Annotated in this window: 7 protein-coding genes; 4 read left to right on the plus strand and 3 right to left on the minus strand. The window is 46.7% G+C overall.

Annotation, left to right across the window (positions count from 1 at the left end; translation table 11 throughout):
* Nucleotides 1-12 precede the first annotated feature (12 nt).
* The 3 genes from recD to recC form a co-directional block, all read right to left on the minus strand.
* Nucleotides 13-2,133, minus strand: a complete 2,121-nt coding sequence (gene recD / locus NP165_RS09795; RefSeq protein ID WP_257083789.1) for an exodeoxyribonuclease V subunit alpha — start codon at nucleotides 2,131-2,133, stop codon at nucleotides 13-15.
* Nucleotides 2,134-2,135: 2 nt separating this feature from the next.
* Nucleotides 2,136-5,756 (minus strand): exodeoxyribonuclease V subunit beta, encoded by a 3,621-nt coding sequence (recB, locus tag NP165_RS09800; protein ID WP_257083790.1) that lies wholly within the window; start codon nucleotides 5,754-5,756, stop codon nucleotides 2,136-2,138.
* A 291-nt stretch (nucleotides 5,757-6,047) separates the two neighbouring features.
* Complete coding sequence (gene recC / locus NP165_RS09805) at nucleotides 6,048-9,521, minus strand: exodeoxyribonuclease V subunit gamma (RefSeq protein WP_257083791.1); 3,474 nt, start codon at nucleotides 9,519-9,521, stop codon at nucleotides 6,048-6,050.
* 269 nt (nucleotides 9,522-9,790) lie between these two features.
* Here recC and NP165_RS09810 point away from each other — a divergent pair, with 269 nt between their 5' ends.
* The 4 genes from NP165_RS09810 to ppk2 all read left to right on the plus strand — a co-directional run bounded on the left by NP165_RS09810 (nucleotide 9,791) and on the right by ppk2 (nucleotide 12,846).
* Nucleotides 9,791-10,684 carry a LysR substrate-binding domain-containing protein gene (locus tag NP165_RS09810; protein ID WP_257085581.1) on the plus strand — a complete coding sequence of 298 codons (894 nt, stop codon included), beginning with the start codon at nucleotides 9,791-9,793 and terminating at the stop codon, nucleotides 10,682-10,684.
* A 100-nt stretch (nucleotides 10,685-10,784) separates the two neighbouring features.
* Nucleotides 10,785-11,087, plus strand: coding sequence for a YebG family protein (locus NP165_RS09815; RefSeq protein ID WP_257083792.1), 303 nt, complete (start codon nucleotides 10,785-10,787; stop codon nucleotides 11,085-11,087).
* A 143-nt stretch (nucleotides 11,088-11,230) separates the two neighbouring features.
* The gene (locus tag NP165_RS09820) at nucleotides 11,231-11,977 is read left to right on the plus strand and encodes a copper homeostasis protein CutC (protein ID WP_257083793.1); all 747 of its coding nucleotides are present in this window, start codon (nucleotides 11,231-11,233) and stop codon (nucleotides 11,975-11,977) included.
* Between the two features lie 86 nt (nucleotides 11,978-12,063).
* Nucleotides 12,064-12,846, plus strand: a complete 783-nt coding sequence (gene ppk2, locus NP165_RS09825) for a polyphosphate kinase 2 (RefSeq protein ID WP_257083794.1) — start codon at nucleotides 12,064-12,066, stop codon at nucleotides 12,844-12,846.
* Nucleotides 12,847-12,870 lie beyond the last annotated feature (24 nt).

Here is a 12,870-nt window from a genome sequence, read left to right on the forward strand (position 1 = left end):
TGTCCACTCTTACTAACTTCTCAATCGACTGATTAACCCACTTGCCCGCTCCGTCCTAATTTTTATGCCTCGCTTAATCACTCGTTCATCGACATACAAGCTCAATCGACTTTTCGCACGTGTGATTCCGGTATAGATAAGTTCTCGCGTTAAGATCGGTGTGAACTCGGGTGGCAAAATCATTAACGTATGTTCAAATTCACTGCCCTGAGATTTATGGATCGTCATCGCATAAGCGGTTTCGTGTTCAGGAACGCGACTTGGCAACACGGATTTCACCGAACCATCAGGCAATTCAAAAAAGACTTTCAACTTGCTTTCGCCATCCACCAGCGTACTGATACAGATTCCAATGTCACCATTGTACAAGCCAAGGGCGTGATCATTGCGCGTGACCATCACAGGTCGACCGTGATACCAAATCTCATCAGAGTCTTTGATTTTTTTGCGCGCTGCTAAGGCTTTTTCTATTCTGGTATTGAGCCCGGACACGCCAAAATCACCTTCTCTTACAGCACATAAAAGACGACATTTTCCAAACGCATCCAGTGTTGCTTTCGCTCTCTGTTCGACTGACTCAGGCTCACCGGTTTCAGGGTTTAACGCTACCTTATCGATGCGTTCTAAGTAGCAGCTATACTCACCGACCAAGGTTTGTATCAGCTGATTGTAGTGCTGACTGTCGATAGGAAACTTTTCAATATCGCCGAACTCTTTTTGCCACACTAAGTCAACACGTTGCGCCGACCCCGCATTAACCGCTTTCGCCAACTGTCCAATACCGGATCGCGCGTCAAATCGATAACTCTTTTGCAGCATGCATAAACTGTCTGCGATTGTCGTACTCGGTGTAGACCCATGAGACAAGGTTGTGTATCCAGTCAACTGAGACACCAACTGGGCTTGCATTGAGCTATAGCCTAATTGGGTGAATGAACATATGTCGCCCAATACCGCCCCCGCCTCTACAGACGCTAACTGATCTTTATCACCCAACAATATCAGGCGGGCATGCTTGGGCATGGCATCCACCAGCTTATGCATCATAGGTAGGTCAACCATGGATGCTTCATCCACAACCAGAATATCTAAGTGAAGCGGGTTATGCTGGTTATGTCTGAACTCTGCACTATTGGGGATCGCCCCCAACAAACGGTGAATCGTACTGGCATCGGTTGGTATCGCTAGTTTCAGATCTGGGGATACTGGCAATTGTGCCACGGCTTTACCAATCGACTCTGTCAATCGAGCTGCCGCTTTCCCTGTCGGCGCGACCAGTTTGATTGTCGGTGATTCGTCTCCACGCTTAGACTGCTCGATCAAAGCAGCAAGCAGTTTCGTGACCGTCGTGGTTTTGCCCGTTCCCGGCCCACCAGAAATCACAGCAAAATTTCTTGTGAGGGCGACCGCTGCCGCGACTTTTTGCCAATTCACGCAATGTGACAGAGGCACCAGTTCATCAAGTACCGTTAACTTCTCCACTCGACTCACGCCAACAAGCTTTTGATCGATAGTAGGCCAATCGAGCAGATCTTCACTCACGACATCAAGATGGTCGCACACCAAGCGCTGACGAACCACATTTGAAGATTGCCCTGCCTGCTCCACTTTTTTAAGGTCTTCAAACAGGTAGCGATAGTTTCTGGCAAACAAATGATCCAATAACTCTGAGAGCTTTTTTAACTTCTCAGGCTTTAGGTTCATCGGTGACCCAAAGCTATTCAGCCGCTCAGCCAAAGTGACTTCATAGTGCCAATAACGATGCAAATAAAGCCTTTCACCATCAAAAATAAGCGGTAATGACTCTGCGGATTTTCCAACTAATGCTTTCCCAACCAAAGACGCGCTAGAAAGTTTACTTGGCCAATCAATGTCGACAAGGTGTTGGTTTAATTCAATGGCCGTTTCACCAAACAGACCAAGCTTTGCAACTAAGTCAATGCTCTGCCCTTGAACGTCAGTCAGTGGCAAACAAATATGCCCCTTGCCCAGTTCGCTACTCACCACACCTGCAATAAACGCTAATTGATCATCTTGAGATTGGGAAAAAATAAATCTGGCAAACTGATAATCGAGCTGTCTGATAGAACCTTTATCGGCCAGTTGCTTTAATTTAGAAACAAGGTACGTCATGACTAAATTAACTCCATTTGGCCAGAACTGTTGTGTTTAGTATCGATAGGCTGTCCATCAATCAACCTATCCATATCCTGTAAAAACTCTAACGTGGGCTTCGCCGAAAAAATGCCGTTATCACTTTGGCCGTCCATGCCGCGCAAGAACAGGTAGTAGACGCCCCCAAAATGTTTCTGATAGTCGTAATTAGGTAATCGACTACGCAAGAAGCGATGCAAAGCCAATGCATAAATTTGATATTGAAGATCGTAACGGTGGTCAGCCATGGCTGCTTTCAGCGCATCGCCGTGATAATGAGCAACATCGTCACCCAGATAGTTCGATTTCCAGTCCAGAACGTAATACTGACCATTATGTTCAAATACCAGGTCAATAAAGCCTTTCAGCATTCCCTGCACCGTTTGAAACCCGAGATCTCCCGCTTTAGCAGACAATGGATCGTGACGCTGAATCACTCGATTGAGCGCAGGCGCAGCTAATACCTCGATAGGCAGTAAGAACTCCATTTCTACCAGTCGTTGCGAGGGTTGTTTCTGATTGAGTTTGATGCTCTTACCATCAAGCGGCGTCGCTAAAACGGTATCAATCAGCGTCTGCAACACTGGCAACCAAGTTTCATCCAATTGCTCACTTTCCATCAGAGAAATAATAATCTGAGTATTGTCTTCGCTGGTGGCTGATTGGGTGAACTCGACCTCTTCAAACAGCGTATGCAAAAACGTACCCGGGCGCGCGCCTCGTGGAAACGTAAAAATTGTCTGTTCTGGCTCGACTAACTCGTCTTGATCGTCCTCTCCGGAGGAATCGACATCCAAACGCATCAAGTCGGTTAAAGCATCATCGCTATGCTGGTTATGCCCTTGCTTGATAAGCCCAGAATAACTGGTAATGCGCCAATGCCTGTCTATCTCGTTTTTTAGTTCTCTGGCGCTCAGCTGTACTTCTTCTGCTTGAAGCAAAACAAACGGACGACCTTGCTCATCAGGCGTATCCGCGAGGGAAACACAATCTAACCCTTGCACCTGATTTTGAAGCGCTTGCGTTAAATCCGAAATGCCCCCTTCTTGCCCATTTTGCAACAGATACCCCATTGCACTGCGATGAACCCCCGTCGGCTCTTTGGTCGAGCGGCCATTTCGAATCGGTGCTGTACCCACAAAACAGCCATAGACTGCGCGAGTCAGAGCCACGTAGATCAAACGTAAGTCCTCCGCCAGTCGCTCTTTATCGGCTTGCGCCAAGGACGCATCTTGCCCTGTAATATCCAGTACAGTGCGGTCTAATTTCGCATCGTAATACTTGGCTTCACTCGCTTCGCGGTAACTCAAAACAAACGGTAAGAAGACCAAATCATATTCCAAACCCTTGGATTTATGGATGGTGACGATTTGAACCAAATTACGCTCAGACTCCAAACGTTGAATCTGATCATCACTGCCACCTAGTCCGTTTTCAGCATCACTGATCACCTGAGCAAGCCAACGCAGTAAGCCATGGTCACTATCCAATTCCTGACTGGCTTGCTGTAATTGCTCACCAATATGCATCAAATCGGTTAATGCACGCTCTCCGTTTTCTTCTTCTAGGAGTCGCTCGGCAATATGGCGTTTGCTCATTACGCTACGGAGCATAGGTAGCACACCGCGTTGAACCCATAGCCTGCGGTACTCTTTGAACTCGTTAATCGCGTTTTCCCACTCATTCTCATCATTGTTGAGTTTATCAAGCTTCCCCGCATCCAAGGCGAACAGCTCTGAAGCCAAACTGGCTCTTAGTGCGCGATCATTTTCCGGAGTTAGCACCGCTTGCAGTAAACGCTGTACATCTTGTGCAACCGTCGACGTAAAAACACTATCTCGGTTAGACAGATAAACGCTGGCAATACCTTGTTTCGCCAAGGCTTCTTTGACCATTCGCCCTTCACTTCCGGTACGGACGAGGACAGCAATGTCACCCGCTTGAATCTCATGCTTGCCTTTATCGCTTTCAAAATACGCTTGCTGATCTTGAGAAGCGGTCAGTATTTCCTGAATTTGAGAGGCTGTTGCCTTTGCCATCTCCTTCAGGTAATCCCCTTTCGGCAACGGTTTTTCGTCCGCTTCTTGTAACCAATACGTCAATGCTGGTTTCTTTTGACCACCCATAGTCCAAATGCGTTGTTGGGCTTTCGGGCTATGGTTAACCGGAAGAAATGGGATATCTTCGTCATAGATAAACGGGCTGTCTGGCAGTTCAAAAATCTGATTTACCGCAGCGACCATATCCGCGCTAGAGCGCCAGTTCGTCCCAAGTGTAAAGTGTGAAGAAACCTGATTCCGCGCCTTAATGTAGGTAAAAATATCTGCGCCTCGGAAACCGTAAATCGCCTGTTTCGGGTCACCGATCATAAATAGCCCACATTCAGGGCGATTAAGGTAAATACGGCTGAAGATGCTGTATTGCAGTGGATCGGTATCTTGGAATTCGTCGATCATCGCAACGGGATAAAGGGTGCGGATTCTCTCGGTGAGTTGTTCGGACTCATCATTGTCAATCGATGCAGATAGATTAGTGAGTAGATCATCAAATGAGAGCCACTGCTTTTGCTGCTTAGCTTGTGCCAACATAGCTCGGCAATGTTCGATTGCGTGTGCGAGTAGCGGCGCTTTCATCGAAACTGGCTCTGCAAGAAAAGCGTCTATCGCTTCAAATACCGAGTGCGTTGGAGGTGTCCCTTTCGGTGTTTTCTCATTCAATACACTTTGAGCAAACTTCTCTAGCTTGTCTGGGTAGTCGTAGTTGGTCGTTTCCGACTCTGCCCACGCATTGACCGCGTCCAACCACTCTGGCAGTGACTTTTTCGTATAACTACGCTTGTTAACATCGGATTCACTGATCAGCGCCAGATAGTCATCTTGGTCATTTCGCCAATTCGCTTTTAATTCTTCAATCCGCTTTAGGTTCTCTTGGTGAAGTTCTGCCAAGCCACCTTTCATCGCTTCTACCGTCAGCTTTAAAGGTGAACCCGTCAGATAGTTGTTTATGTCACCAAGCAAAGCGCCGGGCGATGCCCATATACGGCGTACTTCTCCAGCAAGATTTATTGGCAGCGGATAGAAATTTCGTCTCCAGTAATCTGCGACAATCTGAGCTTTTAGATGACTCTCATCGGTCACAAATTCGTTGTCGAATCGGCTACCAGACTCAAAGGCATTTTGCGTCAGCATGCGTTGGCAAAAACCATGGATGGTAAACACCGCCGCTTCATCCATTTGTCGCTCTGCTTGCAACAGAATCTCAGCCGCTTGTTTATGGTCTGCAATTTCTTCTAGTAATGGCTCGATGACCGGATCACTGCTTTTTCCTCGGGCAAAGGCTAAACGCGCATCATGAATACGAGCGCGGATACGATCTCTCAGTTCTGCCGTTGCCGCTTCGGTAAACGTCACGACCAGAATTTGATCGACCGTCAGAGGAACCTGATGTTTGGTTTCAGAGCAGCCATGACCTAAAAGTAACCTCAGATACAGACCTGCAATGGTAAACGTCTTTCCTGTTCCCGCAGAGGCTTCGATTAAGCGAGCACCATGCAGTGGAAAAGTCATGGTATTAAGCGGAGTAGCCACTGACTTTACTGTCATAAATTCATTGCCTTTCGATAAAAAGCCAGATGACAAATGTGATCCTGACTTAAAAATGAAAATTAGTAATAGTTAGAATAAAAACATGAGAGTTTTATGGGATCCGTCTCACAGCAGAAAAATCTACTAACCGATAGTATCCACCGCACGAGTTGAGCAGCCAGTCGCTGCAATAGACCAAACGAATCATGGTCCCTCTGACCTGTGGCCGTACAGCGAACGCCCTACACTATAATGATTTACTGGCGGCCACCCATTCCCTATTTTTCCTAGCGTTAGTCTTGAATCCCATTACGCCAAGTCCTCACTCATCTTTGCCGCGAGTCTCGGCCCTTGCATCACCAATGTCGCCATAGTTCGGGCTTGTGCCGCTAATACATCATTCCATATTGGCCAAATTCGGGCGATATAAGCGTTATTTCCCTCACCACTGGTCATGTAGCCATCATTGAAGGTATCGGACATTTTCTTCAGTGATTTTTCTTCATCATCAACCCAACTGCCTCGGCTGAATCCAGCTTCAACGCTAGCAAGCGCAGTTTTTGGGAAATAAGCCAACGGCTCTGTCATTCCTTGGAAGAACAAGCGTATTAGCTCTGACAACAATAATTGGGCTTGCTGAGCATTTTCCATCGGCGGATACACCAGATGAACCACACCATCTTTACGATCATAACCAATCATATGCGTTCTCTTTGCGTAACCCATCGCACACATAGCGAGGTGATCAATCCAAGCGGACAGATAGTCTTGAGCTCGAATCTTTCCACTGCGAAAGCGTACTAATCCTGATTGATAATTTTGTGTCAGCCATCCCGTTAACTGCACGTTTTTGCCTTCGCCCAGTACGTCAAATGTCAGCTTCACTTCCAAATCAGTATCAGCGCTTTGGCAGAGCCAAGTGAGCTTCTCAACCAACTCTTCCGCTTGTACGCGATTGGTCTCAAATTCAATATCGCCAAACGCACCCACTGGCAGCTTTCCTTGCGCTCGTTGGTATTCCACAAACTCAGCGATCACCGCTTGGGTATCCCCCTCACCTTCTAATGTGTGCGCCAATAACGTGCTGAGAAGGTTATCCCTCATTTGATAGCTTTCTAAGCCACCCAGTACAAACGGTTCATCATCTTCCATAACAGGAAGAGGCGGTTCAAACATCACTTTGAGTCGACGGTTAAAAAAGTACTGAACAGGCAAACGCCAGAAACGTTGTAATTCGACCAGATCCAATTCCAATGGATAAATGGCGTCCGATAGGTAATCGCCTAGCTGACGATTAAATTCGCCACCGCTTTGCCCTTGCCTATTGGCCGCAGGCAACCACTCTTTGGCATAGCTCGGCAACTCACCTGAAAACGCCGACGGGCTGAAAGGCACCATAGCGTGGTGAGTTATTAAGGATTGAAGCAACTTGTCGCCTGACTCATCGCAAGGCAACGTTTCATCATCTTGAAGACGATAGTTTTGGTGACAGTACTCCATCAACTCCGATACCAATACGGATGGCACTCGCTCGGTGTTGTCTTGAATAGAGCGTCCCACATAGCTGATGTAGAGCGTTTGTTGTGCGGATAGCAGCGCTTCAAGGAATAGATAGCGGTCGTCATCTCTGCGCGAGCGGTCTCCCGGTTTGGCACGGCCATTCATTAAGTCGAACCCTTCAGGCGGCACAGAGCGCGGATAGATGCCGTCATTCATACCCAACAAACACACGGTTCTGAACGGAATCGAACGCATCGGCATCAGGGTACAGAAATTCACTTGGCCCGCAAGGAAGCGCTGACTAACTCGGGTACCAGACAACTTGCTTTGTAGATACTGTGAAATGATGGTTGGTGCAAGTTGGTGCTCAAATGCAGCGTCAGTAAGCTGCTCTTTTAAAGCTGTTAACGTATCGCGAATCGATTTTAATGCCGCTTCGCCTTCAAGCTCTACACTGAAAAAGTCATCAAGTAAGTGGGTGAGCACTTCTCGCCAACTATCTATAGATTGTGTTTGAGCCAATTTGCCTCGGTATGTGTCGACCGTTTCAATAAAATGCGCCAGTTTACCTGCCAGCTCTGCGCCCATACCTTGAACTTCGTTATAGGGAGATAACGCACCGGATGTCGAATCAAACAGCCCAGCAGACTCAGGCATTGCATAGCCGAGTAGCATTCTTTGGATACCAAATTGCCACGTATTCTGAGACGTTTCTGGCAGTTCAAACTCACGTCCAGTTGACTCATTCAGCCCCCAACGAATGCCCGATTCTTCCACCCATTGTTTAGCTTTGATGAAGTCATCTTCATCCAAATCAAATCGCGCCAAAATCGCGGGGGTTTCCAGAAGTTCAAGCAACTCAGAAGCAAGGCAACGTGTGTTCGGCAAGTTCACTAACTGCATAAATGCATTAAGAATTGGGCTTTCTTGGTCAGCAGTACGGTCAGAAATTGAATACGGAATGAATCGCTCACCTGGCGCGTTACCAAACACCGCTTGAATTGCTGGGCTATAAGCGTTGATGTCTGCCACCATAACGATGATGTCACGCGGTTTTAAACTCGGATCGGCATCGAACATCGCCAACAGTTGATCGTGTAACACTTCCACTTCACGCATAGGGCTATGACACGCATGAAGAGAAAGAGAGTGATCGTCGGCGCTGACCACCTGTTTATGAAAGCTGCTCTCCAACTCGTCATCATTCTGGTGTTCTTCCAGATTTAAAATATCGGCCTGGAGCTGATGAAGCAAAGAATCGCGCTCTACATCCACAAACGCTTCAATTTCGTGAGATTCCAATTGGGACAACAAATACATGTTGTCTCGCCCGAGCTTACCCATAGAGGCCAGCAAGCTGTTTCCGACCACATCGGTATGCAGTTCATCAGAAAGATTGTCTTCCACACTGCCTTTGAGCACTGCACTTTCGCCGTCCTGCTCTGAATGATCCTGATTCCAAACCACGTGCTTACGATGCATCGCCGCCAATCGCGCCAGATACTTTCTGTCTCTCACTTCACCCCAGTAATATCGGCATGGGTTGGTAAACATCAAGTGCACATCGATATGTTCACCAATGGCCTTCAACGCGTCCATATAACGAGGCGGCAACGAGGTAATACCAAAGACAAATAACCGCTTAGGTAAATGTTCAAAACTGCCACTCTCGAAGCGACGAATGTCGTTTTCTAGTGTCTCGATGAAGTGCTCATAAAGATTAGCACGGTGATAAGGTGACTGATCCAACGCAATGGTGTGATCGTACAAAGCCTGCCATAAAATCGGTTGCCATGCGTGCTGCCCTTCCAGCTCTGCAACGTCTTGTCCTGCTTCCCAGCTCGCAATCCATTCTGGACGATACACCAAGTAACCATCGAAGATATCGGCAATTTTTTCCGATAGCTGATAAAGCTTACTGGAGTCCTGATCGTTTTCTAAATAGCGGTTCAGTGCGTCAAACTCGGGTTGATCGAGCATACTCGGAAGTAGGTGCATTAACTTCCACGTCATCGACTCTTTATTGAACGCACTTCGTTTAGGTACATCTGGCAGAACTTCCGTAAACATGTTCCAGATAAACGTTGCCGGAAGTGGGAACTCAATATTCGCGGCCACGCCGAACTCTTTTGCCAACTCCATTTTAAGCCACTGAGACATACCGGGGCTTTGTACAAGGATTTGCTCCGCTTCAAATGGATTTTCGAGCGGGTGCAGGCGAATGAGCTCAACAAGTAACGACTTGAGAATATCAACTTGGTTGGAGTGATAGACAGTAAACAAAATGGGAACACCGAGTACCAATTTAAACTGTCAGTTAGCTTAGCACAGGCTTTTTCAATCCCGCAGAGTTCTCGAAATCTGAAATAACAAAAGGTTAGATATCACACAGAGTGAGTAAAATTCATCATCCGCTTATGTCACTTATCTTTTTCCATCTACCGAGGGAAGACAAGAATAGACTGACTCCTAGGAAAGCAAGATAACACTTGCACGTCGTTTGGTTATGCTTAATGATCAAAGGCCTTTGTTCATCTTGCATTAACGCAGTCATGGCCACGAATATTTCTTTTAAACAGCTCCGAGTGTTTATTGCCATCACTCAACACGACACGCTCACCTCTGCATCAGACGCACTTTGTTTATCTAAGGCAGCGGTCAGTATGTCTCTGGCTGAACTTGAAAAACAGCTCGGGCACTCTCTGTTTGACCGAGTAAACAACCGATTAATCCTCAACCAAGAAGGCAAGAAACTTCTCCCCCTTGCTGACGAATTGATTCAGAGAACTCAAAACATCGAGCAGCTGTTCAGTGATGATCAAGCGCTAACGGGTGCTCTCAAAATCGGGGCCAGCGACACGATTGGCAATCAGGTTGCCCCTTACTTATTGAGCGATTTCAGAAACCACACCGGACACAAATCGCAAAGCTTGTTTATTTCGAACTCGACGTTGATTTGCGAAAAGCTGGTCGACTACGAACTTGATATCGCTTTGGTTGAAGGGAAAACACTCCACCCAGAGCTGCTTTCTCAACCCTTTAGTCAGGATGAAATGTGCGTCATTTGCTCTCCAACTTCGCCATTAGCCAAACTAGAAAACTTTACCGTAGGTAAGCTAGAAAACAGCGAGTGGATATTACGCGAAGCGGGTTCTGGCTCACGAGAGTTTTTTCTCCGTGTGATCGCGCCTCGTATTGAGCAATGGCATGAAGCGTTTCAGCTTAATACAACCGAAGCACTCATCAACAGTGTATCGGCCGGACTCGGCTTAGGCTGCCTATCAAAACTGGCCGCTGAACCAGCACTCAAAGATGGCCGTGTGGTTGAGCTTAGATTGCCACTCGATATGAAACGCCGACTCTGGCTGTTGGTACACAAAGAGAAGTATCAAAGTCCCCTGCTGAAAGCCTTTATTAAATTTTGTGAACAATGGAATAAAGAGTAGCCACACGGTTCTCATAATCCCGGGCTTGGCTGGACTTAGCTGGTCAAAAACTGTATAAACAGACAGTAATTATTTGGCAAATTTAACTAGAGGACCAACCATGGCTGTAATCGTCAAGTACGTGGTAGAACGCAATGGAGAAGAGAAAATGACTTTTACCTCTAAAGCGGATGCTGACGCATATGACAAAATGCTTGATATGGCGGATGAGCTGTTTGAGCTACTAGGTAAAAGTGAACTGCTGGAAGATGACGGTAAGCAAGAAGACTTGGCCATGTTCCTAGCGCAAAATAAAGATGAAGTCCTTTATGCATTGGGCGCAAAACGCAAACCAACGCCAAAAAAGGCAAAGGTTGAAGCGGTAGCAGACGAAGAAGTGACAGAACAAGAAGACGCAGCGTAATCGCTTTCATCTTACAAGCTAGCCACGAAAGATTTATGACCTCAGCCAATGCTGAGGTTTTTTGTTTTTCTTAATCCCCCTTCTCTGTGACTTTTCAGAGAGGCGCTAAACTAAGCTCAATCCCTAACCATTAGGCTAATCCCATGAACTACCATATCGAAGTTTGTATCGACAATTTAGAATCTCTTCATAACGCTATAGAAGGGGGCGCAACACGTATCGAGCTGTGCTCATCACTCTCTTTAGGTGGCCTGACGCCTAGCTTTGGTCTCATGAAAAAAGCCGCAGAAATTTCCTCCATTCCTGTCTACGCCATGATTCGTCCACGACAAGGGGACTTTCTTTATACTCAAGATGACGTTGACACTATGCTGCTTGATATTGAAGCCACCGCAGAGGCTGGCCTGCAAGGCATCGTTGTTGGCGCGTTAAACGCGAAAGGCGAAGTGGATAAACACATGATCCAACAATTGGTGGAGCGAGCAAAGCTCTATGGCTTAGGGGTTACTTTTCACCGTGCGATAGACCAATGTGCTGATTACCGACAAGCTCTGGAAGAGATCATAGAACTTGGCTGCGAACGCGTTTTAACATCCGGTATGGAAACAAATGTAGAGCAAGGGCTAAATACGCTGGCAGAGATGGTGAAACTTGCAAATGGCCGAATTTCAGTCATGGCAGGTGCTGGCCTTAACTCGGAGAATGCGCTGGATGTCGTCCTAGAAACTGGGGTAAGAGAAGTGCATTTGTCCGGTAAGTCTTGGCGTAAAAGCAAAATGGCGTTCATCTCTGATAGCGCAAAAATGGGAGACCATGACATTAATGACTTCCACATTCCCGTCACAAGTACAGATGCTATCCTAAAAGTGGTAAAAGCTCTCAGTTCCTAAAGCAAACCCATCCCTTGATTGTGGTGAGTGTTAGCATGTTGATTTGTAGAGAGTACCCATTATCAGAGCCTATCTAGGAGCGATGCATGAGCCACAAGAAATTGAATAAGAAGTTCTACCGAAAAGAATTAGAAAAGCTACAAATTAAACTGGTTAAGCTTCAAGAATGGGTAAAACAAGAAGGGCTCAAAGTCGTCGTGATCTTCGAAGGACGCGATGCAGCGGGTAAAGGCGGTGCCATTAAGCGGATTACCGAAAAACTCAACCCTCGTGTTTGCCGTATTGCCGCCCTTCCTGCTCCGACGGAAAAAGAGAAAACGCAGTGGTACTTTCAGCGTTATGTCGCTCACCTTCCTTCCGCTGGCGAAATCGTCCTATTCGACAGAAGTTGGTACAACCGTGCGGGTGTCGAGAAAGTCATGGGGTTTTGCAACGATGATCAATACGAAGAGTTTCTACGCTCCTGCCCTGAATTTGAGCTGATGTTACAGCGATCTGGCATCATCTTGCTGAAGTACTGGTTTTCGGTTTCTGATGAAGAGCAAGAACAGCGATTTTTGGAGCGTATCCATACGCCAATTAAACGCTGGAAGTTCAGCCCAATGGATTTGGAATCGCGTAGCCGCTGGATAGAATATTCAGAAGCAAAAGACAAAATGTTTTTGCATACTGACTCTAAACACTGTCCTTGGTGGGTCGTTCCATCAGACGACAAAAAACGCGCGCGGCTTAATTGCATCAGCCACTTACTCAGTCAGATAGATTACCAAGATGTCCACTATCCAGAGATTGAATTACCTGAGCTGAATAAAGAAGGTTACATCAGAGCGCCAATAGAAGAACAAACTTTTGTTCCCCAAAGGTACTAATACCAATCGTAGCAAATAACTGTT

This window comes from Vibrio japonicus, from assembly GCF_024582835.1.
Taxonomy (GTDB): Bacteria; Pseudomonadota; Gammaproteobacteria; order Enterobacterales; family Vibrionaceae; genus Vibrio; species Vibrio japonicus.